26 protein-coding genes and 1 riboswitch are annotated in these 25,418 nt (G+C 38.6%); of the genes, 14 read left to right on the plus strand and 12 right to left on the minus strand.

Annotated features, from left to right (window positions below; all coding sequences use genetic code 11):
• Positions 1-134: 134 nt before the first annotated feature.
• Together CCK98_RS35155 and CCK98_RS06220 are read right to left on the minus strand one after the other, a co-directional pair.
• Positions 135-281, minus strand: coding sequence for a hypothetical protein (locus CCK98_RS35155; protein WP_168242201.1), 147 nt, complete (start codon positions 279-281; stop codon positions 135-137).
• Between the two features lie 114 nt (positions 282-395).
• The gene (locus tag CCK98_RS06220; RefSeq protein WP_088085784.1) at positions 396-821 is read right to left on the minus strand and encodes a DUF1360 domain-containing protein; all 426 of its coding nucleotides are present in this window, start codon (positions 819-821) and stop codon (positions 396-398) included.
• Between the two features lie 68 nt (positions 822-889).
• On the opposite strand from CCK98_RS06220, the gene safA reads away from it, so the two are divergent.
• From safA to CCK98_RS06270, 9 genes are all read left to right on the plus strand, one after another.
• Positions 890-1,504 carry a SafA/ExsA family spore coat assembly protein gene (gene safA, locus CCK98_RS06225; RefSeq protein ID WP_088085785.1) on the plus strand — a complete coding sequence of 205 codons (615 nt, stop codon included), beginning with the start codon at positions 890-892 and terminating at the stop codon, positions 1,502-1,504.
• A gap of 149 nt (positions 1,505-1,653) precedes the next feature.
• Positions 1,654-2,001 (plus strand): flagellar basal body rod protein, encoded by a 348-nt coding sequence (locus CCK98_RS06230; RefSeq protein ID WP_088085786.1) that lies wholly within the window; start codon positions 1,654-1,656, stop codon positions 1,999-2,001.
• A gap of 21 nt (positions 2,002-2,022) precedes the next feature.
• Positions 2,023-2,667, plus strand: coding sequence for a PspA/IM30 family protein (locus CCK98_RS06235; RefSeq protein WP_088085787.1), 645 nt, complete (start codon positions 2,023-2,025; stop codon positions 2,665-2,667).
• Positions 2,668-2,822: 155 nt separating this feature from the next.
• The gene (liaF, locus tag CCK98_RS06240) at positions 2,823-3,557 is read left to right on the plus strand and encodes a cell wall-active antibiotics response protein LiaF (protein WP_088085788.1); all 735 of its coding nucleotides are present in this window, start codon (positions 2,823-2,825) and stop codon (positions 3,555-3,557) included.
• A complete protein-coding gene (locus CCK98_RS06245; protein ID WP_088085789.1) occupies positions 3,554-4,612 on the plus strand; it encodes a sensor histidine kinase in 1,059 nt (352 codons plus the stop codon). The genes liaF and CCK98_RS06245 overlap by 4 nt, the downstream gene beginning before the upstream one ends.
• A complete protein-coding gene (locus CCK98_RS06250; RefSeq protein ID WP_088085790.1) occupies positions 4,605-5,237 on the plus strand; it encodes a response regulator transcription factor in 633 nt (210 codons plus the stop codon). Before CCK98_RS06245 ends, CCK98_RS06250 begins: the two co-directional genes overlap by 8 nt.
• Positions 5,238-5,565: 328 nt before the next feature.
• Positions 5,566-6,900 carry a polysaccharide biosynthesis protein gene (locus tag CCK98_RS06260; protein WP_088085791.1) on the plus strand — a complete coding sequence of 445 codons (1,335 nt, stop codon included), beginning with the start codon at positions 5,566-5,568 and terminating at the stop codon, positions 6,898-6,900.
• Between the two features lie 87 nt (positions 6,901-6,987).
• Entirely contained in the window at positions 6,988-7,515 is a 528-nt protein-coding gene (locus tag CCK98_RS06265) for an RNA polymerase sigma factor (RefSeq protein ID WP_251026959.1), read from the plus strand.
• Between the two features lie 43 nt (positions 7,516-7,558).
• Positions 7,559-9,307 carry an aromatic amino acid hydroxylase gene (locus CCK98_RS06270; RefSeq protein WP_256942272.1) on the plus strand — a complete coding sequence of 583 codons (1,749 nt, stop codon included), beginning with the start codon at positions 7,559-7,561 and terminating at the stop codon, positions 9,305-9,307.
• 189 nt (positions 9,308-9,496) lie between these two features.
• On the opposite strand, the gene CCK98_RS06275 is transcribed toward CCK98_RS06270, so the two are convergent.
• From CCK98_RS06275 to CCK98_RS06295, 5 genes are all read right to left on the minus strand, one after another.
• Positions 9,497-10,132: a Bax inhibitor-1/YccA family protein gene (locus CCK98_RS06275; protein ID WP_088085794.1), complete on the minus strand. Its 636-nt coding sequence runs from the start codon at positions 10,130-10,132 to the stop codon at positions 9,497-9,499.
• A gap of 48 nt (positions 10,133-10,180) precedes the next feature.
• Positions 10,181-10,570: a large conductance mechanosensitive channel protein MscL gene (gene mscL / locus CCK98_RS06280; protein WP_088085795.1), complete on the minus strand. Its 390-nt coding sequence runs from the start codon at positions 10,568-10,570 to the stop codon at positions 10,181-10,183.
• 73 nt (positions 10,571-10,643) lie between these two features.
• Positions 10,644-11,876, minus strand: a complete 1,233-nt coding sequence (locus CCK98_RS06285) for an aminopeptidase (RefSeq protein ID WP_088085796.1) — start codon at positions 11,874-11,876, stop codon at positions 10,644-10,646.
• A gap of 346 nt (positions 11,877-12,222) precedes the next feature.
• Entirely contained in the window at positions 12,223-13,491 is a 1,269-nt protein-coding gene (locus CCK98_RS06290; protein WP_088085797.1) for an MFS transporter, read from the minus strand.
• 103 nt (positions 13,492-13,594) lie between these two features.
• Positions 13,595-15,685 (minus strand): DNA topoisomerase III, encoded by a 2,091-nt coding sequence (locus tag CCK98_RS06295; protein ID WP_088085798.1) that lies wholly within the window; start codon positions 15,683-15,685, stop codon positions 13,595-13,597.
• 345 nt (positions 15,686-16,030) lie between these two features.
• Between CCK98_RS06295 and hutH the strand changes: the two genes are divergently transcribed.
• Entirely contained in the window at positions 16,031-17,557 is a 1,527-nt protein-coding gene (gene hutH, locus CCK98_RS06300; RefSeq protein ID WP_088085799.1) for a histidine ammonia-lyase, read from the plus strand.
• A gap of 37 nt (positions 17,558-17,594) precedes the next feature.
• Here the strand turns inward: hutH and CCK98_RS06305 are convergent, their stop codons facing one another.
• Entirely contained in the window at positions 17,595-17,798 is a 204-nt protein-coding gene (locus CCK98_RS06305) for a hypothetical protein (protein ID WP_088085800.1), read from the minus strand.
• Between the two features lie 622 nt (positions 17,799-18,420).
• Positions 18,421-18,510: riboswitch (cyclic di-GMP riboswitch) on the plus strand.
• A 30-nt stretch (positions 18,511-18,540) separates the two neighbouring features.
• On the opposite strand from CCK98_RS06305, the gene CCK98_RS06310 reads away from it, so the two are divergent.
• Entirely contained in the window at positions 18,541-18,672 is a 132-nt protein-coding gene (locus tag CCK98_RS06310) for an anti-repressor SinI family protein (protein WP_088085801.1), read from the plus strand.
• 107 nt (positions 18,673-18,779) lie between these two features.
• Here CCK98_RS06310 and CCK98_RS06315 read toward each other — a convergent pair whose 3' ends face one another.
• On the minus strand, positions 18,780-19,109 hold the full coding sequence (locus CCK98_RS06315) for a helix-turn-helix domain-containing protein (RefSeq protein WP_088085802.1): 330 nt from the start codon (positions 19,107-19,109) through the stop codon (positions 18,780-18,782).
• Positions 19,110-19,391: 282 nt separating this feature from the next.
• Here CCK98_RS06315 and map point away from each other — a divergent pair, with 282 nt between their 5' ends.
• The gene (gene map / locus CCK98_RS06320; protein WP_088085803.1) at positions 19,392-20,141 is read left to right on the plus strand and encodes a type I methionyl aminopeptidase; all 750 of its coding nucleotides are present in this window, start codon (positions 19,392-19,394) and stop codon (positions 20,139-20,141) included.
• A gap of 37 nt (positions 20,142-20,178) precedes the next feature.
• Here the strand turns inward: map and CCK98_RS06325 are convergent, their stop codons facing one another.
• Positions 20,179-20,403: a DUF1128 domain-containing protein gene (locus CCK98_RS06325; RefSeq protein ID WP_066251264.1), complete on the minus strand. Its 225-nt coding sequence runs from the start codon at positions 20,401-20,403 to the stop codon at positions 20,179-20,181.
• Between the two features lie 237 nt (positions 20,404-20,640).
• Here CCK98_RS06325 and CCK98_RS06330 point away from each other — a divergent pair, with 237 nt between their 5' ends.
• The gene (locus tag CCK98_RS06330) at positions 20,641-21,012 is read left to right on the plus strand and encodes a YtxH domain-containing protein (protein WP_088085804.1); all 372 of its coding nucleotides are present in this window, start codon (positions 20,641-20,643) and stop codon (positions 21,010-21,012) included.
• A 14-nt stretch (positions 21,013-21,026) separates the two neighbouring features.
• Positions 21,027-21,863, plus strand: coding sequence for a YihY/virulence factor BrkB family protein (locus CCK98_RS06335; protein ID WP_179195727.1), 837 nt, complete (start codon positions 21,027-21,029; stop codon positions 21,861-21,863).
• Between the two features lie 237 nt (positions 21,864-22,100).
• Here the strand turns inward: CCK98_RS06335 and CCK98_RS06340 are convergent, their stop codons facing one another.
• Together CCK98_RS06340 and CCK98_RS06345 are read right to left on the minus strand one after the other, a co-directional pair.
• On the minus strand, positions 22,101-24,014 hold the full coding sequence (locus tag CCK98_RS06340) for a heavy metal translocating P-type ATPase (protein WP_088085805.1): 1,914 nt from the start codon (positions 24,012-24,014) through the stop codon (positions 22,101-22,103).
• Positions 24,015-24,190: 176 nt separating this feature from the next.
• The gene (locus CCK98_RS06345) at positions 24,191-25,369 is read right to left on the minus strand and encodes an MFS transporter (protein WP_088085806.1); all 1,179 of its coding nucleotides are present in this window, start codon (positions 25,367-25,369) and stop codon (positions 24,191-24,193) included.
• Positions 25,370-25,418 lie beyond the last annotated feature (49 nt).

Below are 25,418 nucleotides of genomic sequence, written 5' to 3' on the forward strand. Positions count from 1 at the left end.
TGCATGGTTCTTCCCGTTATATATTAGGAGGTTTAAAAATGATGAACCCGTGGTCTACAGAATCTGAATTAACATAGCAAGATGCCGAAGCATATGACAAACCTTAATCTTCGCTTTGACTGAATTAGAAAGAATCATTCCTCTTTATCAATTTTTAATGGATCAATACGGGTAGAGTCTTCAGTATTTAAGGCGCTTCTGACGAAATGGAAAAATGTTCCTCCAATGCAGCCGAGAAAAAAGACAAAACCAATCGTTGTGACCCACCAAATTGCAGACATTGTATTCCCCCTTTGTCTAGCTTAAGCATTAATTTCTTAAGCTTTTCTAAAGATATATGCATAAGGGGGGAGGATTTTTCCTATGAATCACTGATGGAAATATACTATTTTATATTAGTCTTTTTTCTTAAGTGCGGCATAGTAGTCAACTTTTTTGATATTAACGCCGACAAAGGTTTCGATAATCGACTGGCCGCCGGCAATCGAGAAAATTAAAATAACCACATAGGTAATACGCGGAAAGAGCAAATATGCTCCACCAAGTAAAAAAGCGCTCCAAACACCAGCACACCAATAACATTTCAATAAATAACCAAACATAGATGTTGGAACTTCCTTGGTTTCCACTCCATCGTCCGTTTCTACTTTTACTTTCTTAACAAAAGGTCTACGGATAAATTCAGTAATTTTATCAAAGACAATTAAATGAGTTAAACGGTAGCTCGCTAGAATTAACATGATATAGGTCATCCATGAGATATCTTCCACGTCTTCAATCCTCCAAAATCCACTTGGTCTCTCCCTAATGGACAGCTCCATTTTATTTTTCATTTCCCTGTATATTTTGAGCCTGAAATCAAAATTATATATTCGGAGGAGGCGAAAAAATGAAAAAATCTTTTTGGTTTAGTTTTCTGTTTTTATTATCACTATTCTGTATTCCAAGTGTGTCTTTTGCCCAGCAAATTTACACCGTTCAGCCGGGGGACACACTTTGGAAAATCGCAGTTAGGTATCAAGTTGGAATTTCCGAAATTATTTCGGCAAACCAACAATTTTCGAATCCAAATTTAATTTATCCAGGTCAAAAGGTTACTATCCCAAGTTTCGATGCTGTAAAAAGTACAGAAAGCCAGGTAATCCAGTTAACCAATCAGGAGCGTGCAAAAAATGGTTTGAAGGCATTAACACCTGATTGGGAGCTCTCAAGGGTCGCTCGTTATAAAGCCAATGACATGAGAGATAAAAACTATTTCAGTCATACCAGTCCAACGTATGGCAGTCCGTTTGCTATGATGAAAAGCTTTGGGATTTCCTACCGTTCAGCTGCTGAAAACATTGCAGCAGGGCAAACGACACCGGCTTCAGTCGTTCAAGCTTGGATGAATAGCTCCGGTCACAGGGCAAATATTTTAAGCACGAGATCTACCTACATTGGGGTTGGCTACGCACAGGGTGGCTCACAAAGACACTATTGGGTACAGATGTTTATTTCTAAGTAAGACAAAAGGGTCAGTTTCTTAAGCATTTCGCTTAGGGACTGACCCTTTCTACGTCTTAGGACCGATATGAAAATCAAGCTCAAGCGCAATTATGATAAACAATGAAAAGAGGTAAGATGAAATCAAGATAAAGAAAGGAGCAAAACAAAATGAAAAAATTTGGTTTACTGTTAGCAGGTGGAATTGCAGCGATAATCTTGCTTTCCACAATTGGTCCAATGGTGGGGTTACTCGTCAGCTTAGTACTCCTATACTTCATATTCAAACAGTTCTTAAAAGCTGAATCGACAGGAGGAAAAATTGGGCTTGGGATCATTGGATTCATTGTCCTCATCGCATCCATTCATAACGCTCCAGCAATTATAGGGATTGCGGCAGCTTATGTGTTATACCTTGTTTATAAAAAATGGAATGAGAAAAAGCACACAACCGTGAAGGAAGAAAATGACCCATTTGTTAATTTTGAAAAACAGTGGAATGAATTGAAAAATAATTAAGAAATAAAGGAGAGAATAAACATGACAAACTTATTTACAAGAATTAAAAACACGATTACAGCAGATTTACACCAGGCACTTGATCAAAAAGATAAACAAAATCCAATTGCTTTATTAAATCAATACCTACGCCAGTGTGAGCAAGAAACAGAGAAAGTTAGAAAGCTATTAGAACGTCAATACACACTTAAAGATGAATTTACAAGAGAATATCAGCAAGCGTCCCAGTTAGCTGAAAAAAGAAAGTACCAAGCTGAAATTGCTTCTAAAGCAGGAGAATCAGAACTTTATCAGTTTGCCTCTGCAGAGCATCAGCAATATGCAGACCGTGCAAGCCGCTTGAGTGCATCACTTGAACAAGTAAAGAGTCAACTAGTAGAATTAGAAAGAAAGTATGAAGAAATGAAGCACAAGCTAAAAGATATGCACCTAAGACGGATGGAATTAATGGGCCGTGAAAATGTAACACGAGCGAACCTCCAAATCAACCAGGTGCTTGATTCTAATACTTATTCAGATAAATCCTACTCGAAGTTTAAAGATATTGAAAATTATCTTGACCGCTTAGAGCATCAAGTGAATAGCTCATACTATCGCAATACGATCGATGCTCGAGTTGCACAACTAGAAAAGGAAATGAAATTAGAAGAAAGCAAGTCCATTTAAATCCAAAACATGGTATGCTAAATAAAAAAGCGGAAGCGCCTCTAGGCGCTGGAGCTAGACACGAAAGGCGTAGGATTTCTGCGCCTTTTGGCCATAAACAATAGTAATACAAACTATAAAAGAGTTATCCAGATGGTAATAAGGGAGGGTGGACCATGTTTAAAAATACTAAAAATGATTATATAGGCTGGCTGGTCATTATCGGTGCGATCATTTTAGTCATGGAAATACTATTTTTTAACAGTGGGCTAATTTTCTCTCTTTTTATCTCTGGAGGCATGATTTACCTCGGCCGCAAACGAGCGGGGAAAAAGAAGGGGAAAATACTTTTTATCGGCGGGATTATTTTCTTAGTCCTTAGTCTCTTAAATATGATGACGTTTAAGTTTTTACTAGTCGCGATATTACTGCACTTTTTTATTCAATTTTTAAATGCCAAAAAGAAACCTAAGAAAATCTCACCTGAAATCACGAAAATCGAACCAACCTCCGATGAAGAAACAATGATAAAGTCAGAACCTCTGTTTGAAAATATCGTCCTTGGTCAGCAAAAGACACCCCCGGGTGCCTACGAATGGAATGATGTAAATATTCAGGCAGGGATCGGTGATACCATCATTGATCTGAGCTTTACGATGCTGCCTAAAGGGGAAACGGTTATCTTTATTCGCAATCTGATAGGGAATATACAAATCCTTGTTCCTTATGATATTGATGTTAGTGTCCAGCATTCATGCATCATGGGTTCAACGACTGTTTTCGAGCACCACGACTCTAAACTTTTCAATCGAGTATTACACCTAAAAACACCAGGATATGAGACAGCTGAGCACAAAGTGAAAATTTTCACCTCGCTCATGGTTGGAAATTTAGAGGTGAGCCGGATATGAGCACTACCCAGCGTAAAATTTTCTGGAGTGTTGGCTTTTCCTTTTTTCTTGCGATTATTGTCAGTGCCATTTTTATCTTCGTTTTCCCACTAAGCAGTTGGGCGGAATTGTGGAGTAAACATTTCATGAATGTTCCGTTTGTAATCTTTATCCCTGCCTTTAGCATTGCCGTTGGGATTCTCCTAGGTGCAGTCTCTGGGGTGTTTTGGAGAAGGCAGTTTCTATCAATTGAACACTCCTTGCATCTATTAGAGGAAGGAAAACAAATAGAAGTAGTTAAGGAGAAACCTGCTATCTCAGAAATGCAGCTCATTGCAAACCGAATTGAGAAAATAGGCAAACAAATGTCTGAACAAGCGAAGCTTTCGCAGCGATTAGCCACTGAAAAAGTGGAAGACCTTGAAGGAAGAATCCAAGAAATTATCGAACAGGAACGGAACCGATTGGCCCGTGAACTGCATGATTCTGTCAGTCAGCAATTATTTGCTGCTTCGATGATGATGTCAGCAATCAACGAAACTAAACAGCAATCACCAGTAGAAAATGACCGCGAAGCGAAACAATTGAAATTAGTCGAAGAAATGATTCACCAATCACAGTTGGAAATGCGTGCCCTGCTTTTACATTTACGGCCCGTTGCCTTAAAAAATAAAACACTTCAAGAAGGAATTGAAGAGCTATTAATCGAATTATCACAAAAGGTTGAGATGGATATTAAATGGAAGACAGAGGTTTTTCCGTTAGATAAAGGAGTAGAGGATCATCTTTTCCGTATCCTCCAAGAGTCGATCTCAAATACGTTAAGACATTCGAAAGCCAATAAACTCGAAGTTCTGATGGTGAAACGGGATGATCTTGTCATCTTAAGGATTATTGATGACGGAATAGGTTTTAATGTAAACGAGATGAAAGCAGGTTCCTATGGAATGCAAAATATGCATGAGCGTGCAGTAGAAGTAGGAGGCACGTTAAAAGTGGTTAGTGTAAAAAATCAAGGAACAAGGCTGGAAGTGAAGGTTCCGGTGATGATTAATGGAGATGGTGCCAATGATTAGAGTCGTATTTGTTGATGATCATGAAATGGTTAGAATCGGAGTTTCTTCTTATTTATCAGCGCAGCCAGACATTGAGGTAGTTGGAGAAGCTGACGATGGAAAAAAAGGTGTGGAGCTTGCCCTCGAACTTCGCCCTGATATCATTCTAATGGATTTAGTGATGAAGGAAATGGACGGGATTGAAGCGACAAAGCAAATCATTGAACAGTGGCCGGAAGCAAAGGTCATAATCGTGACAAGCTTTTTGGACGATGAAAAAGTTTATCCTGCACTTGAAGCAGGGGCAACCAGCTACATGCTGAAGACCTCTAAAGCGGGTGAAATTGCCAATGCAGTCCGTGCTACATACCATGGACAATCAGTCCTTGAACCGGAAGTAACCGGAAAAATGATGGTGAAAATGCGCCAAAAAAATACACATATGCCACACGAAGACCTTACCACCCGTGAAATTGAAATATTATTATTAATGGCAGAAGGCAAAACCAATCAAGACATTGCTGATGAGTTATTTATTGCCCTCAAAACCGTCAAAACCCATGTCAGTAATATTTTGAGCAAGTTGAACGTCCAAGATAGAACACAAGCGGTCATTTATGCATTTAAGCATTCATTAATTAAATAAATTTCGGAGGCTTTCCTTAGCCTTTAAAATTCTTGGTATTAGTATCCATGCTTTGCAAATTTCGAATGTGCTGCCGACTAGCACTGTACATCAGTTTCCGTTTATTGATTGGATCGGATTATATCCAACCTGGGAAACGACGATTACACAGTTAATATTAGTCATGGCTATTATTTTATTAACATGGATGATCAGAAAAAAAACAGTAATGGTGAACGTTTAAAGGGCTGCGAGCCCTTTTTTTCGTTCTCCTAAAAATTTTTCTCTAATAATCAAAGAACTTGTCTCATAAGTTTATAAAAGTGAGATGAGTATGGAGGAGAAAAAATTGGCTATTTATTATAAGGGGATATTCTTTTTAGCTGTAGCTGCTTTTTTGGGGGAAGGTATTGAAGTTTTAGTAAATATGATTCTTGCTCGAGAGCTAGGACCACACGGACTAGGTCTGTATATGTCCATTTTGCCATCGATCTTCTTAATTGTGTTACTATCCAGCTTTGAGTTGCCTGTATCGATTTCAAAATTTATTGCTGAAAGGGAAGACCGTTATCACCGAAATATCCTTCATCATGCGATTACGATTACGATTGTGTTCTCGGCTGTCCTTTTTTTAGCAGCTACTGTAATCATTCCGTTTATTCCTGTGTTTGACAAATATCATCCATACGTAAGATGGCTTGTTTTGATCTTAATACCAATCATTTCCTTCACCTCCGTCGCGAGGGGATATTTTATGGGCAAGCAGCAAATGGGGAAAATAGCAGTCTCAAATTTTTTAAGGAAAACGATTCAACTTTCAGGACTGTTCCTCCTTTTCCGTTTCTTTGCTTTCGACACAGCTGAGTCAGTGTTAATCGCGATTGGTACGTTTATAGGAAGCGAGATAGTTGTGTTCCTTTATTTAATATACATGTTTATTATCCAATTTCAGCAATTGAAGCGACAACCATTTTCTAATATGAAACGCAAGGTAGTTCAGAAAAATCTAATGGCAGTTTCGATTCCAACAACAGGTCTTCGCTTGTTTTCTGCTTTTACTGGTGCCATACAGCCCTTTATCATTAAGGCAGCGTTGGTTCGTTCTGGCTTGAGCGATACATTAGCGACAGAGCAATTTGGAATGCTGATGGGGGTGGCCATTTCGATAGGCTTTTTTCCGGGTTTTATTGCTCACTCGTTAATGGTCGTTCTAATCCCAGCTGTGTCCAAGACACACGCAGAGGGTGATTACCAAAGGCTCCAAAAAATGCTTCAACAGGTGATGAAGCTAACCTTTGTATATGGGGTCGCATCCGTAGCTATTTTCTACTTCTTTGCACCAGAGTTAACCTCGCTATTTTTTAAATCAGAAACACCTGCCCTATTTTTACAATTGCTTTGGCCATTTTTCTTATTTCACTTTTTTATCATGCCGATGCAGGCCTTTTTGTTTGGACTTAATCTACTTAAAGAGACCTTCATTCATATCATTTGGTCGACGGTCATCTCTTTTTCAATCATTCTATTGCTTGCAGCGATGCCTGAATGGAGAATGAATGGCGTTATTATTGGGATGAATACAGGCGCTGTTTTGTTAGCCCTCATGCATTATCTAACGATCTGCAAGAAAATTGGCGTCAGTATTTTTATGAAAGGCTTCATTCAAAATACTACTGAGCGATAAACTCCTGAGAAATTTTCTGTATAACTGTAGGGGGGAATGCTGTCAATTCCGTCTAATAGAATGTAGATCATTTTAAAGATGGAAAGGATGGAGAACATGCTTGCTGGAATTGTCCCATCATTTGAAGAAGTGGTAATGGAACATGGAAGATCCATTTATAAATATATTTTGTCTTTAGTGAAGCATAAAGAACTTGCAGAGGACATCTATCAAGAGGTATTACTCTCAGCTTATTTAGCATATCCTTCAATTAAAGAGCAATCTAAATACAAAGGATGGTTTTTTACGATTGCAATCAATAAATGCCGTGATTATTGGCGGAAGGAAAATAAATCTAAGCAATTTTGGAAGGAAGGAGTTTATTCCTATTCAGCCTCATTCGAACCAAGCGTCATTCCAGAAGAGGAAGTCTTACATAAATTTTCTGCTGAACAGATGGCTGAAAAGGTAAACCTATTACCGGAAATTTATCGTTATCCTATATATCTTTATTACTATCAAAATTTCTCACTCATTGAAATCGCGAAGAAAAGTAATCTGCCAATGTCGACAGTAAAAACCAGAATGAAAAGAGCGAAGGAGAGACTTCGCCCAAAAATGCAATCACTCGCATAATTGCTTCATCAAAGAATATTCTTTGCAAAGGAGAATGTTGAAGATGACAGGAAATGAAACAAAAAGGTCTCCGGTACAGTTACTTCCGTATATTTCAAAGCAATATTACAACCGATATACGCCTATCGATCATGCGGTATGGCGTTTTGTCATGAAACAAAATCATTACTTTTTAAAAGATATCGCTCATCCCGCATATGTGAATGGCCTAAACGATTCAGGAATTAAAACTGAATCGATTCCAAAAGTAGATGACATGAATACCAGTCTAGCAAAAGTGGGCTGGGGGGCCGTCACGATTGCTGGGTTAATTCCTGGCACAGCGTTTTATGGCTTTCTGGCAAATTGTATTTTACCAATTGCAACGGAAATAAGAAAAATACAAAACATTGCCTATACCCCTGCACCGGATATGATCCATGAGGCAGCTGGACACGCGCCCATTTTATTAGATAAATCATATCGAGAATTTGTTAAGAAAATCGGCGAAATGGGAGCAAAAGCACTCTCAAGTAAAGAGAAGCTAGTGGTATTTAAAGCAGTTCGTCATTTAACGATTGTTGCCGAAGATCCAAATTCTACACCAGAGCAGGTTAAAGAGGCAGAAAAATTGGTAGCAGAAGCTAGAAAGAAGGTCAAAGGTCTATCAGAGGCCGATCAAGTTTCAAGGCTTTTTTGGTGGACGGTAGAATATGGATTAGTTGGTGACCTAAACAATCCGAAAATTTATGGAGCAGGCCTACTATCATCAGTAGGTGAGAGTCAAAGTTGTCTTGCTGATGATGTCAAAAAGATCCCATTCTCAGTAGAAGAATGTATTAAGACACCATATGATGTCACAAAGCCGCAGCCGCAACTATTTGTTTGTAAGAACTTTGATGAACTGGCAGCGGCTATAGATCAATTTGCTTCTACCATGGCATTTCAAAAAGGTGGAACGGAAAGCCTAGAAAAAGCTTTGCAATCTGATAATCTCGCAACCTTTGTCTTCTCTTCAAGGTTGCAAGTGACCGGCACACTAACAACGATTTTGAAGGATGATAAAGGGGAAGCTGTTTATATCAGAACGAAGGGTCCTACAGCACTATCGCTGGATCAGAAACAATTAGAGGACCATGGCAGAGAGACACATCATAAAGGCTTTGGGACACCCATAGGAAGACTTGAAGGAAAGATGGTAATTGAGAATAGCTCGCTTGATCAATTAAAGGATTTAGGCATTATTGAAGGAAGCGAAGCAGTATTAAAATTTGAAAGTGGTGTCAATGTAAAGGGGATCGTGAAAACGATTTCGTTGTCAGCAAGTAAGCCTATTTTAATCTCATTTAAGGATTGCCAAGTAAAATTCAAGGATCAAGTCCTTTTTGAACCATCTTGGGGGACCTATGATATGGCGGTGGGAGCAGAAATAACCTCTGTTTTTGCAGGCGCGGCTGACCCGGACGGTTACTTTGACTGGCCAGCAATAGAGAAAACAAATGTTGTAGAGGAAACAGTAGTGCAGCAGAATTGGAATCAACTAGAAAAGCTATATGAGGAAATCCGCAGTTTACGTGAGAGTCCGGTGTGGAATGAACAAAGTTGGTCCAGCTTGGAAAAAGTAATATCAACCTTAGATCAGCAGTACCCCAATGAGTGGTTAGTGAGGCTTGAAATACTAGAACTCTATAAGAAGCACAATGGCAGCCATCCCAACGTTAAGCGTATAACTGAAATGTTACTGAAAAAAAACTGGGAAAAATCAATAAAGCAGGTGATTCAGCGCGGATTCACGTTATTATATAATAGCTAAACGTAAAAGGAGCTTGGATACCCAAGCTCCTTTCTCATTCTGTCTAGCTCCAGCGCCCAACGGCTAGTGGACTTCGCTCTCCGCCCTACGATAGGTCAACATCGGCTCGCTCCGCTCACCGTGTTTCCTTTATCTCAGTTGGAGCGTTCCAGTTCATATGCCGCTAAACGGACGCTTCCGCTTTTCTAGTTAATCCTTGCTTGAAAGAATCCCCAAAATACGAAGGATGCTGACGAAAAGGTTAATAAAATCCAAGTATAGGTTCAATGCCATCAATGGGACTTCTTCCGGTCTTACCCCGTAATGCTTCATTCGGCTGAAATCAAAGAGGACATACCCACTAAATACTAATACGCCGATAAAGGAGTAAGCAAGCATCCCTGTAGAGCCTAATGGAAAGAAGATATTAAAAATGGATATGGCCACTAATGCAAGCAAGGCAGCAAGCAGGAAACCTCCTAAAAAGGAAAAGTTTTGTTTTGATTTAGTCGCATAAATAGCAACACCTGTAAAAACAACCGTTGTACTGGCGAATGCCATAACCACCACGTTTGCACCTGCTGTAGCTAAGTAATAAGCTACGATTGGATAAAGGGTTATTCCAGATATAAATGTAAAAATGTATAAGAATGAATAAGAAATCGCCTTTTTGCGTCTGAAAAAGAAGGCAACCATGAGCATGACAAATTCTAAAATAGCTAATGGCATAAATAGGCTAGATGGAACAAATACTCCTGCCATTGTACCCAAGAAAGCAATCGCAAGCGAAAGGGCAAATGTTCGTAAAACAGATGGCAAAAATTCAGTAGATGTTTGAGTATACAAATTTTTCACCTCAAAAATTATTTATTACTAACATATACGATGATATGGTCAAGATGTTTCATTTTTTCTTAAAAAATCTTTATCTTCTTTTAATAAATCGCGAATTTCTGCTAAAAGCTCTTCCGTTCGGTCCACTTTCGCAACAACCGCTGCTGGTTCCTCTTTCTTTTTAAAACGGTTAAGAAACTTTATAAATAGGAAAATGGAAAATGAAATGATTAAGAAATCAACAACTGTTTGAATAAACAGTCCGTATTTTATGCTTCCATATGTCAGTTTCGAAAAGGTGCCTACCCCAATAAATAATCCAAACAATGGCATGATGACATCAGCGACGAGGGAAGAAACTATTTTCCCAAATGCTCCGCCGATAATAACACCTACTGCTAAATCAATAACATTGCCCTTCATGGCAAACTGTTTAAATTCATTCCACATAAAAAATATCCTCCAAACTCTTTTTTTTTAGTTAGAAAAAAGAGCAGGGAGTCCTGCTCTTTTTGTTCTTAAATTAAAAAGCCCAGTTTCCGCCTCGAAATACGGGTTCTGTTTTTCCATCAGCAGTGATTCCATCGATGTCCATCTCCGTGGAACCAATCATGAAATCAACGTGGGTGATACTTTCGTTCAGACCGTTCTCTTTCAATTCTTCGGAAGACATTTTCTTGCCGCCTTCAACACAAAAAGCATAGGCACTGCCGATCGCTAAATGGTTTGAGGCATTTTCATCAAACAATGTATTGAAGAAAAGGACATTTGATTGGGAAATGGGTGAGTTATATGGTACAAGTGCAACCTCCCCAAGATAATGTGAGCCTTCGTCTGTATCGACAAGACGCTTAAGGATTTCTTCGCCTTCTTCGGCTTTTACCCCAACAATTTTTCCATTTTCGAACGTAATCGAAAAGCGGTCAATAATATTTCCACCATAGCTTAAAGGCTTTGTGCTAGCAACTGTTCCATTAACACCTGTTTTATAAGGAACAGTGAACACTTCTTCTGTCGGCATGTTGGCCATAAACTCGAAGCCTTTCTCATTTACACTGCCTGCGCCCACCCAGATGTGTTTTTCAGGAAGTTCAATTGTTAAATCTGTACCAGGAGCTGTGTAATGGAGCTTTTGGTATCTTTTTTCATTTAAATAATGAACTTTTTCATGAAGGGTTTCATCATGTTTTTTCCAAGCTTCTACTGGATTTTTAACGTCTGCACGCACGGCTTTGAAAATCGCATCCCAAAGTTTGCTTACTTGGTTTTCAGCAGGCTCATCCGGGAAAACTTTAGCTGCCCATGCCGGCGCGGCAGCTGCAATAACAGTCCAACTTACCTTATCTGATTGTGCTGCCTTCCGGTACTTCGCCAGTGCTTTTCCAGCAGCTTTATTGAAGTTGGCAATCCGTTCTGGATGCACGCCTTTTAGCAAATCAGGGCTAGTGGAAATAACCGACATAAAGGCAGCGCCTTGATCTGCTAGATCTTCCATTTCTTTGGCACGCCAAACAGGGTACTCAAGGAATGCCTCCTCGGGAGCTAAGTCATATTTTGTTCTCGTAACGGTATCGTCGTTCCAGTTAACGATGACATTTTGTGCACCAGTTTCGTATGCCTTTTTAACAATCAGACGAACAAATTCGGCCGCATCTAAGGTGGCGTTTACGACTAAGGTTTGACCTTTCTGAACATTTACGCCCACTTTAACGGCTAGTTCAGCATATTTTTCAAGGTTTTTTTGAAATTCACTCATATGTACGTCTCCCTTTCTTCTGAATCTTCCTTTATTGTAGCGTTTCCAATTGGAAAAAGAAACTGAAAGCCATTACGCAAAAGGATACCTGATAAAAACAAAAAAATAGTAAAGATTTTCATCTTTACTGTAACTTACTGCCGTATACTTTTATATTTAAATAAACACCTGCGGAAAATAGGACTAAAAATGTAATAATTCCTGACAATGAAGTTGGAGCCATGAACTGGGATAATTCCATTGTTTCCACCGCCCTTATAATATTAACTTTTGTAAGTTAATTATAATACAAATTAGGCAAATGTGAACATTTTAGTACAATTTTTTATGAATTATTGACCCTTTTTTACATCTGTGTTCCTATTTTTTGCTTTTCAAACGAATAAAACATTACCCAATACATCCCAGCACTTGAAAGAGCAAGAATCGCTATGACGGAAAATGTCCAACCATAACCAAGCAAAACCGTCAGTGGAATGGCAAGCGGTGCAATGGTACGGCTGATTGTAAATCGTAAGCTAGCAGCCGCGAAATATTGACCTCGCATATGCTCAGGAGCAAGTCTCGACACAAAGCTTTGCTGGAGCCCAGCCCCCATTAATTCAGCGAATGTGAAAACCGCCATGGCAACCATTAACCCCCAAATCCACGTGGTTTGACTAAAAAGAATAATGGAAATGGCGTAAACAACAGACGAGAGAACAAATACATTCCGTTCATAATATTTACTCATCCACTTTGTGACGATAACGGTCAACAAGGCAACGAGGAAACCATTTTCCGCGAGCACCAATCCAAATGCCTGCTCACCATTAACCGAAAACGTCCAATTCCCTAATGAAAAAAGACTTTGAGATTCGAAGACATCCTTTATATAAACTGGAATTAATAAGTCCAATTGCATAAATGTTTGCCCAGCTAATACCCCAGCAAGAATAAAGAGCAGAAAGGTTTTATCTTTAACAATCAGTGAATAATCCTTCAGTTGATTTTTTAAAAAGTAATACCATTTCCCGTCAGGCGAAAATGCGTTATTTTTAACCGGAACCGTTTCTCGAATCCATTTGGCTAATATAAGTCCCAAGGAAATACATACTATCCCAGCTACAAGTAAGAGTTGGAATCGGTAATGAACATAAAAAATAGCACCTAGAATAGGGCCAATCACAACTGCAATATTAATAGATGAATAAAAAATAGCAAACACATTACTTCGATCTTTTTCATCGACAACATCTGCGACCATCGCTTGACTGGCTGGCCAGTAAAAAGAACCGAACACACCGGCGACTGCAAAGGCTGCAAACCCCATCCATGGGGATTGAAACCAGGGGGAACTTGCGAAGGCAAAGGCTATAAACGAAAGTCCCTGACCGATAGCAGACAAAACCATCATTCGTTTCCGCCCGAACCGGTCGGCACAGTATCCGCCCATAAGGTTAGCCAATACAGAAAAAATTTGTGAAAAAACTAGTAATAATCCTGCTTTACTTTTACCGAACTCTTCTGCAAAATAAATCGTTAAGAAAGGAAAAAACATCCAAAAGGTAATGTTCATCATCCCTTCGCTAAACAGGCGAACTTTTAAATTAGGATCCCAATCCCTAATCCTCATACATTGTCCTCGTTTCTAAATTTTTGACCGTACCATCATACTTTCTAACTGGAAGAACATACAGCAGAAATGGTAAGCACATGGATTGTGCTTACCATTATGGTTAGTCTTGATTTTTTAAGGCTTGTTTCAGTAAATCACCTAAGCTTGTTCCAAAATCCTCTTTTTGCGTATATTTCTGGACAAGTTTTTGTGCTTCTTTCTTATTGACTGCTTTTTTCTTGTCTTCTGCTTTTTCAACTACATTGCATCGGCGGCATTGGAAGTAGGCGCCTGCTTTCCCGTCATGAATCTCCATTTTTTTATGGCACTGTGGACAGCGTCGATTTGAAAGCTTCGGATCCTTTCTTTTCCGGTAAGAACACTCAGGACTTGAGCAAACAAGAATTTTCCCATCCTTTGTATTTCTTTCCTTTAAGAATTCGTTACATTCTGGACATCTCGAGCCGGTTAAATTGTGAGCCCTGTACGTTTTGTCGCTCGTTTTTATTTCGGAAACCAGCTGCTCTGTTTGACGTCGAATTTTTTGTAAAAAGGCTTTTGGGTCAGCCTTTCCTTTTGAGATTCGTTCCAGTTCCTGCTCCCATTTGGCCGTCAATTCTGGTGATTTTAATTCATCATTGACAAGGTCGATTAGTTGTTTGCCTTTTTTCGTTGGATGGAAGCGCCCATTTTGCCGTTCAACAACTTCTGTTTCCACAAGTCTTTCAATAATTTCTGCTCTGGTTGCTGGGGTTCCTAAACCGAATTTCTCCATTTGAGCTAGAACATCCGCTTCAGAATAACGCTGCGGTGGTTCGGTCCATTTTTGGTTGATGGAGCTATTTTTAACCGTAAAGGACTGACCTTGGGCTAATTTTTGCAGGCCAGTTACAGCATGTTCAGTATCTTCTTTTCCTAAGACTTTCTTAAAGCCCAAATCGATTACATTTGTTTCTTTTGCTGTAAATGTCTCACCTTCTACCTTGAAGGTAGCCTGAATGGTTTCATATTCATAAGCAGGTAAAAACAAGGCTAAGAAACGTCTGGCAATGATATCGTATAGTTTTCTTTCATCTGAATCGAGTTCACTAAGATTCAGCCGTTGTTCCGTAGGAATAATGGCATGGTGATCCGATACCTTGTCATTGTTAAAAACGCGTTTGGCAAGCACAGTACCCTTATTTGCAAGAAGAGGGCGGACTTCATCTCTATATCCAGAAGCCATTCCTTGCAGGCGGTCTGTCATTGTGTTCATCATATCTGTTGTTAAATAGCGTGAATCGGTTCTTGGATAAGTAACTAATTTGTATTGCTCGTAAAGACGCTGTAAGACGGTCGAAGTCTTTTTTGCAGAAAAACCAAATCGCTTATTGGCATCACGCTGTAGCTCTGTTAAATCATAGGGTAGAGGCTGCGGCTCTGATTTTTTCTTTCGCTCAATTTTTTCAAGCACAGCTTTTTTTCCATTGATTTTCGATTGGATCGCTTCCGCTTTTACATTATCGAAAATGCGCTTTTCATTGTCTCGTTCCCAATCAGTTGAAAGCGGGCCGATTTCTGCCCGAATTGTCCAATATTCCTTTGGTACAAAGGATTGAATCTGCTGCTCACGCTCAAGAACAAGTGCAAGCGTAGGGGTTTGAACCCGACCCGCAGATAGAGGATCCTTGTATTTGGTGGTCAATGCTCTTGTCACATTTAGACCAATTAACCAATCAGCCTCTGCTCGGCAAACTGCTGAATGGTAGAGGTCCTCAAACTGTTTGCCTGGTTTTAATTGTTTGAACCCATCCTTTATAGCCTTATCTGTTTGTGAAGAAATCCATAATCTTTTTAAAGGTTTTTTCCAGTGGAGCTTTTCAAGAATCCAGCGGGCAACCAGTTCGCCTTCCCGACCTGCATCCGTTGCAATGATACATTCGTTAATATCTTTTCGTTTGGATAACGCTTCAATGGCACGGAATTGATGGTTTGTTTGCTTCATGACCATCAAGCCCATTTTTTGTGGAATGATCGGTAAATCTTCCAAATTCCATGTTTTATATTTCGTGTCATAATGCTCGGGCATTTTTAATTCGATTAAGTGTCCAAGGGCCCATGTGACAATATATTGATTGCCTTCCATATAGCTTTTATGTTTTTGATTGCAGCCAAGGACACGAGCAAGTTCACGAGCCACACTTGGCTTTTCTGCAAGTACGAGAGATTTCATAATTACTCCTTTCGGGTAAATCCAATTTGACCTTTTTATAGTATAACGGAACTTTCCTTTATTTTAAATCGTTGTAGCTCATACGCCGCTAAACCGGCGATTCCGCTTTTCATTATTATCGTACTAAAGTGTTATCGTGCTAAAATTCAGAAAATTTAATTGACAGATAAGCTTTTCATCACATACAATAATTATCAATAAGATAGTTAAAGAATGGAATGATCCCATGAGACATCTAATAATATTCAATCAATTAATCATAGAAGAGGCTGGACTCCAAATCAAATAGATTCGGAATCCAGCCTCTTTCTTTATTATACTACAGTGGTAGAGGAGAGAGACAATATGATCACACTTACAGGTGGAAGCTTAACGTTAGAGCAGATGAAAGATGTATTATATGGCAAGCAAAAGGTTAATGCTTCAGACAAGAGTATGGAAGCTGTCAAGAAGAGCCGTGAAGCAGTAGAAAGAATTGTTTCAGAATCAAAGGTAGTTTATGGAATTACGACTGGATTTGGAAAATTCAGCGATGTACTTATCGATAAGAATCATGTTCAAGACCTGCAGCTTAATTTAATTCGTTCCCATGCGTGCGGGGTAGGTGAACCTTTTCCGGAAATTGTTTCTAAAGCCATGGTCCTTCTTCGGGCTAACGCACTACTAAAGGGCTTTTCTGGAGTCAGACCTATTGTCATTGAAAAGTTATTAGAGTTAGTGAATAAAGATATCATTCCTGTCATCCCACAGCAAGGTTCCCTTGGTGCGAGCGGTGATTTAGCCCCGCTTTCTCACCTTGCCTTAGTTCTAATTGGGGAAGGAGAGGTATTTTACAAAGGTAAGCAAATCGATGCTTTTGATGCGCTCCAGTTAGAAGGAATTCTACCAGTAACATTGGAAGCAAAAGAAGGTCTAGCTCTAATTAATGGTACTCAAGCTATGACAGCAATGGGTGTTATTGGTTACTTAGAGGCAGAACAGTTAGCACATGAAAGTGAGCTGATTGCTGCAATGACAATGGAAGGGTTAAACGGAATTATCGATGCATTTGCAGAAGAAGTTCATGTCGCAAGGGGATACAATCAGCAGATAGACACAGCAGCGAGAATTCGTCGTTATTTAAGCGATAGTTTATTGACAACACAGCAGGGCGAGTTACGAGTTCAAGATGCTTATTCTCTCCGCTGCATTCCACAAGTTCACGGGGCATCTTGGCAGGCCTTGGATTATGTGAAAGAAAAATTAGAGATCGAAATGAATGCTGCAACTGATAATCCATTAATTTTTGATGATGGAGAAAAGGTGATATCTGGGGGGAACTTCCACGGACAGCCCATAGCTTTTGCGATGGATTTTATGAAGATTGCCGTAGCGGAACTAGCAAATATCTCGGAAAGACGAATTGAAAGATTAGTCAATCCACAGCTAAATGATTTACCGGCTTTTCTAAGTCCTGAACCTGGTTTGCAATCGGGTGCAATGATTATGCAATATGCGGCAGCAGCGCTTGTTTCAGAAAATAAAACACTCGCACATCCTGCCAGTGTCGACTCGATTCCCTCATCCGCAAATCAAGAGGATCATGTAAGTATGGGAACAATTGCTTCTAGGCATGCTTATCAAATTATCCAGAACGCACGCAGAGTTATCGCAATTGAACTAATTTGTGCCATGCAGGCGGTTGAAATTCGCGGGATCGAAAAAATGGCATCTCATACCAGGGTTTTTTATGATAAAGGCCGCGAACAGGTAGCTTCGATTAAACAAGACAGGGTGTTTTCCAAGGACATCGAAAAAGCAGCTAATTGGCTTAAAACAATTGAATTTTCACATTTTATTAGAAATTTAAGTATGGAAAAAGGAAAATTCTAGGATATAAAATATAAAAAGGCGTGAGTGCTCACGCCTTTTATTCTGTCTGGTCATTTAGTAAACGAGCAGTATCTCCTCGATATTCATCCTCATCTTCCACTCGATTTTTAAAGGCTTCCCTTACCACTAAAAATTCTTCGTCCCCAATTGCTTGTTTCGCATGCTTTTCCGTTAAACTGTCTTTTGGAAAATTACCTGGGTGGTTTTTCTTTTTATGTTCAAAATGTTCTCCACGTGCCAAATTCAACACTCCTTTCGTCATCAAAAGTAGCATTCCCTGATTGGAGTGAAAATAATTCCTTTTAAAAAGAAAAAGCTGTCTGAAAGTGGAATCTAATAAATAGATTCACTCTTCACCAGCTTTATCTTTCGGGGGATCTGGTTTACACATGCGGTCTAATACATACCCAGCAAACACAATAAACGCAATCGGAATGGAAAAGTTTAATACATGAATAAGGGTCATCGCAATGCTTCACCACCATTATTTGAATATTAACAATATTAAGTTTATTATTTTGTTGTTTAATTATATGCTGATTGTCACAGTTTAGACAAATATTAAAGTCATATCAATTGTAAAATTAATTTAGTTTCCACGAGGAAATAAAGAAATGGCAAGGAATTTCGTCTAAAGCTCAAGACCTTAGACATAGAACATCAAAGGAGTTAGGCAGTAATTGGGATATTTTTGTAGATATATGGCATAATTTGTTAGAAAAAAATGTGTGAAAATTTAAATAATACGACAAATTACAACACCCTACTAAAATAGCACTAGATATAATATCAATAAGGATTAAGTAAATCGACCTATCACAAAAGAACGATTGGCTAATACAGTCATACTTAAGTTGTATTAGTTCAGAAAAAGGCAAACCTGTTGAAAAGCAGGGACGCAAAGCCGAGGATCTAAGGCAGGTTTAACTTGTTACGATGGCCGGGCTACCTGGAATACACAATGTATTTTAGGAGTGAGAAAAATGATTATTACAAAAAGTGAAGTAGAAGTAATCGATCAAGAATGGATGGACCTCATATTAGAAGCAAAAGACTTGGGATTATCCATAAAAGCAGTTCGTGACTTCCTTAGCCAACAAGAAGTAATGAGTTAAAAACGGAACGACAGTATACATAAATAAAAAAGCATTCTACAAATGGGAGTATTTGTAGAATGCTTTTCTTTTTTCAAATTGAAAAAGACCTTTTAAAAAGCAGGTTATTATTTATCGTCGTTTTGATTAATACGCCACTTGTTAAATTCAAGAAAATCACGAAATTGTTCTTTGGAAACACCAGAATTCATTGCATCTTTGACAAGATTCATCCAATCAATGTCTAATTCCGCTTTATTGACTTCTTCATGTATTAAATGATCAACAGGAATATTTAAGACAACTGCAATTTTTTCAAGAAACTTTATAGAAGGATTCTCTTGTTTGTTATTTTCAAGGTTACTTAAATAAGATTTTGCCACTCCTGCTTGAGCAGCAAGTTCGGAAAGTGACATTTTCTTTTCTAAGCGAAATTTTTTTACGCGATCACCGATCATAATTCTCACACACCTAATTATTATTCACTTTACATTAATTCTATCAAAAGGAATAGAAAAGTACCATATTAAGAACAAAGGAATATGAACAAAAATATGAACTTTGAGAAAAAGTTTCACCATATAAAGTATTTTTGAAAAATTAACAGGATAGGGTTAATATTAATAGTGTTGCCAATAGTGGTTAATTGTATAATTCACTAAAAGTTTTTGCGTATAGACGGATAACAATTATGAATATTATACATAAAAATAAACAAAAAGGAAGGGGACCCTCCTAAAATGATTGTCCTTAAATCACAACGTGAAATTGAAGCAATGAAAAAGGCAGGAGAAATACTTGCAGCTTGTCATAAAGAAATCGGAAAATTAATCAAACCAGGTATAACCACTTGGGAAATCGATGTATTTGTTGAAGAATTTCTTAAGAAAAATGGAGCGAGACCAGAACAAAAGGGTTATAAGGGTTATGAATATGCAACCTGTGCAAGCATAAATGACGAAATATGCCATGGTTTCCCAAGGAAGGAACCTTTAAAAGATGGGGACATTGTGACAGTGGATATGGTTGTCAATTACAATGGTGCTTTGGCTGATTCCGCCTGGTCTTATGCAGTAGGAAAGGTATCTGAGGAAACCGAACGTCTATTAAATGTTACAAAGGAAGCACTCTATAAAGGGATAGAACAGGCGATTGTCGGCAATCGAATTGGGGATATCGGACACGCAATTCAAACCTATGTTGAAAGCGAAGGTTTTTCTGTTGTTCGAGACTTTATTGGCCATGGGATTGGAGCAGTGATACATGAGAAGCCGGATGTTCCACACTACGGGCTGCCAGGAAAAGGCGCAAGAATTAAAGAAGGTATGGTCTTTACAATTGAACCCATGGTTAATGTAGGAAGATACCAAACGAAGATGGACAACAATGGCTGGACAGCAAGGACCATTGATGGGAAATATTCAGCACAATACGAACATACACTTGCGATTACAAAGGATGGACCTGTCATCTTAACTGAACAGGAATAAGCTAAAAACCCGTTATGTGCAATAACGGGTTTTTAGCTTATTTTTTTCGGAGGCTTCCAAGCTCTTCTACTAAGGCCTGCATTTCATTAGGACTAAATGAATTTTTTCTAAGTACCATATCATAAATCTCTTTTAATTCCTCGTACATTTCTTCATCAAAATGCGAAGGTTTTATGGCTCCAAGGTTTAGGACCTTTAGCTTTTCCTTAATTTGTTCAATCATATATTCGACATTCTCAATCGATTTTTCTGATAAATTCATTTGGGTCACCCTTTCCGTGAGTTAATATGTCCATCTTTTCATGTTGAAAATTATATGTCAATACAAAATTCCTAGGAAAGACTCCCAATTTAGTAAACCAAAAAAAATGGATAAAAATATCAGTTGGACTTGCGTGGCCATCCTCTATGAAGCAAAATAAATGAAAGAGGGTTTTGGTATTATTATCATCGGGTATTATTAATGATAATAATAATTATGATTAAGGGAGACGTTAACATGGCAAAGAAAAATCAATTTTGGCGCGGGGTGTTACTTGGAGCACTTGCTGGCGGAGCAATCAGCCTTTTAGATAAACAAACACGTGAAGTGATGAAAGAAAACGTACAAAAAACTACTACTAAGGTTACCTATATCATGAAAAATCCAGGAGAGATTACTGATAAGGTGAAGGAAACTGCAGAAAAATTAAAGACAACCGTTAAGCAGGTCAGTGAGGATATATCTTATCTAACAGATAAAGTGGAAGAGTTACGGGAGATAACTCCTCAAGTAACGGACATTTTAAAAGAAACGAAGGATACCTTCACAAAAAGTGACGAAGAAATCCTTTTAAATGAAGTATTAGGTGAAGAAGAAAAAATCCAATAAAAAGGAGGATGGAAATGGAAAAGGTGGGGAATGTTCGCTCATCTTTATTAAAATTACTTTGGCACCGGGTCGATGAAGATGATTTACCTGGATTAAGTGCACAGCTAGCATATTATTTTCTACTGTCCTTGTTTCCGCTCCTGATTGTTTTATTTACACTCCTTCCATATATTCCAATTCCCCATCAGGATATGCTTGGGGTCATAAGGGATTTTGCGCCTGTCGATGCCATGGACCTAATTGAAAAAAACGTCCATGACATAATGAATCATCGGAATGGCGGGTTGTTATCGTTCGGGATTATCGGTACGATTTGGTCGTCATCGAACGGTATTAATGCGATTGTGAAGGCTTTTAATAAGGCATATAATGTAAAGGAAAGTCGCTCGTTTATTGTTTCAAGAGGGATGGCTATTCTTTTAACTTTTGGAATGATTTTTGTTTTAATTCTGGCGATTGTTCTTCCTGTATTCGGCAGAGAAATAGGTGTTTTTTTATTTTCTCAAATGGGCTACACGACAGAATTTATTAAGGTATGGGATACATTAAGCTGGCTGGTTAGTGCGATTATTTTGTTTCTCATTTTTACAGGATTGTATTGGATTGCACCGAACGTAAAAATAAAATGCCGTAGTGCCTTTCCAGGGGCAGCTTTTGCTACCGTGGGCTGGATTATTTCCTCGATTGGATTAACATTTTATGTTGGAAATATCAGTAATTATTCGCTCACCTATGGCAGTATAGGGGCAATTATTGTCTTAATGATTTGGTTATACATATCGGCATTTATTATTATATTAGGTGGAGAAATTAATGCTTTTTATAGTGAAAAGAATCGTAAGAATTGCTAATAGTTTCCTTCATGAAAATAGCCCAACTGTACAAACTAAGATAGAAGGCTAACTAACTTCAGGGAGGTTCTTATTATGACAAAGAAGACCAAAAAAGATGGCGGTACAAAGCAAAAAGGTAAAGGTAGTAAAGGAAATAAAACTTCGGGGTCTGCGAACGGCTCGAATGGATATCACTAATGAGTTAAATCCCATATAAAAATAAAAAAACCGGATGAATGTTCATCCGGTATTTCACTATTTAAGTAATCGAAGACTATTTAGAATGACTAAAATGGTACTGCCTTCATGACCGATTACTCCATATGGCAAATCGAGCATCTGAAAGAAATTCGATGCGATCAAGATCATGATTACAGTTATGGAGAAAACCACATTTTGTTTAATGATTCTGTTCATGCGTTTGGAAAGATCGATGGCCTCGGCAATTCGCGGCAAATCATTTTTCATGAGGACAATATCAGCAGTCTCAAGGGCAACATCAGTTCCTCCGCCCATGGCAATACCGACATTGGCAATTGCTAGCGCAGGTGCATCATTAATCCCGTCACCTACCATTGCCACAGTTTTATACTTTTCTTTCAATTCCTTAAGTTTTTCTACTTTTACCTCAGGTAAGCATTCGGCGAAAAATTCATCTACATGGCTTTCAGAGGAAATCGCTCGTGCTGTTTTTTCACTATCCCCAGTAAGCATGACCGTATGAATACCTTGCTTTTTTAAATGATCAATGGCAAGTTTTGTTTCCTTGCGAACTACATCCTTCATGGCAATGATCGCACTCAGTTCACCATTTATTTCAATGTATACAAGTGTATTGCCAAGACTTGCAAGATCCTTTGCCTTACCTTCAGCAAACTTTTCAACATGATTATTGCCAATAAAGGCAGCTTTACCAATTTTCCACTTCTCACCGTTAATTGTCGCTTTAACACCCCAGCCTGGAACATCCTCAAGACTTTCTGGATAAAGGAGGTCCTTATTAATGCTCAATTTAACATAATTCACTATCGCGGTTGCAAGCGGATGGTTAGAATGGCTTTCAATTGAAGCAGCTTTCCAAATAAGGTCCTCTCGATCAAGACCTTCCTTAACAATCACTTCAGATACTTCTGGTTTCCCTTTGGTAAGTGTTCCCGTTTTATCAAATGCGATGGCCCCTAGATGGCTTAAATTTTCAAGATGAACCCCACCTTTAACCAATATCCCATGTCTCGCTCCATTTGATATGGCGGATAAAGTGGCCGGCATAATAGAAGCAACAAGGGCACATGGGGATGCAACCACCAATAATATCATTGCTCTGTAGAAGGCCTCTTGCCAACTCCAGCCTAACATAAAGTGTGGGAGGAAAAACATTAATAAAACAACGGATAGGACTACTTTTACATAGGTTCCTTCAAAACGTTCAATAAACAGCTGTGAGGGTGATTTCTCGCTTTGAGCTGATTGAACAAGCTGTATGATCTTGTGGAAGAGGGTATCATGACTCGCTTTTGTCACTTTAACAGTAATTGAACCAGTCATGTTAACGGTGCCCGCGAAAACATCCTCCTCAGTTCCTTTTGAAACCGGCATGGATTCACCAGTAATAGCTGCTTCGTCGATATTCGTTTGTCCTTTGATGATGATTCCATCAGAAGGAACTCGTTCCCCAGGCTTAATTAAAATAAAATCACCGACACGAAGCACTGAAACAGGAACCTTTTTTTCATAACCACTTGAGATGAGCAAGGCTTCCTCGGGCTGAAGCTTCATTAAAGAGGAAATTTCCTTGTGGCTTTTATTCATGGTATAGGTTTCTAATGCTCCACTTACAGCAAAAATGAAAATTAGAACGGCACCCTCTGTCCAGTAACCAATAATTGCTGAACCTATGGCAGCAAAAATCATTAGCATTTCCACATTTAATTCTTTATTTTCATAAGTGGCTTCAATGCCTTCTTTAGCCTTGGCAAACCCGCCAATTACAAATGCCAGCAGGTAAGCAATAATGGAATCTGCTCCATCTCCGTACTTATCCAATAACCAGCCAGCAGCAATGAATCCACCGCTTAATCCAGCAGCAATCAATTCTGCATGCGGTTTGATTTTTTCTAAGAAACCTACTTTGTGAATACTCTTTGTTAGAGTCTTTGCTTCTGAATTCATAGGATCTCCCCCTCTCAATTTCCTAGTTGATAAGAATAATCAAAATCAATCCCCTTAAAAAATACGAAAGCTGTCATCAAAGGGATGACAGCAACAATTCTTAATTTTTTCTTTATTTTCTTTCATCTTACCACATATTTTATGCATTAGATATGAATTTGCTCCACAATCGTGGATTAAGAATTTGGTTGTTCAAAAGCCAAGTAAGTCTTTTTTCCAAAAGCAAAAATGATAATTGATAAGATCAAAAGCATTGTACTAATGATATAGAAGAAACTCACATTTTCTGTGAATTTAATGAACAATCCCCCGATGATTGGACCACTTAGGCTGCCTAGACTAAAAAAAATGCCGCATAACAAATTTCCTGTCGATAGCAAGTTCTTTGGAACTAAATCTGTCATGTAACTAATGCCAAGCGAAAAGGTCGAACCGACTATCATCCCAGAAATGAGGAAAGCTACAAACAGCCCAATAAAGGAATGTTCAAAAAAACTTGCAGCTGTAAAACTGAAAAAACCAAGAAAAAGAATAGTTATTAAGATATTTTTGCGCCCATACTTATCACTTATAATTCCTAACGGAAGCTGGGTAATAATACTGCCGATTGCAAATGCAGATAACACCATTGAAACACTGGATACATCTATATTCATTCTTAATGCGTAGACAGGAAAACTTCCGTTTAAGGAGGATTCTAAAAAGCCGTAAGAGAATGGGGGTAAGAAAGCAACCCATCCAAATTTTAATGCCTTTCTAAACTGCTTGATTGTGGCTAGGAATGAATTGATCCCAACTTCTTGTTCAGGCAGTTCATTTTTAAGAGTAAAAACAAAGACCCAGCCAATAAAACATAAAATCGAGGAAACAATAAAGGGCAGTGATTGATTTACGTTTACTAATGGTGTCATTAATGGCCCGGAGGCAAAACCAATCCCAAAGAACAGACCATACAGAGAAATATTACGTCCCCTCTTTGCAGCTGGGGAGGAGGAAGTAATCCAAGTCTGTGTGGCAAAATGGAGGGAATGATCGCCAATGCCAATCAGTAATCGGAGTGCAAACCAAAACCAAAATGTCTCCCATAATGGAAATAAAGCAAGTGAAACAATTACGAGCCCGCCACCATAGATAATAACCGGTTTATAACCGTATTTTCTGAGAGGCATTTCCATGAAAGGGGACACAAGTAGAATTCCAATATAAAGTGCTGTAGCATTTAAGCCATTTAAAGAAGGTGAAACGCCACTTTTTTCAAAAATTACTGCGATGAGTGGCAACAGCATGCCTTGCGAAAAACCAGATATGGCAACAATACTAACAAGAATCCAAAAACGAAGGTTATTAATATTCATAGAACTTCCTTATTCAAATATTTTTAAATAGTTCCTAAATGATGGTAAC

This window comes from Bacillus sp. OV166, from assembly GCF_900177675.1.
Taxonomy (GTDB): domain Bacteria; phylum Bacillota; class Bacilli; order Bacillales; family Cytobacillaceae; genus Neobacillus.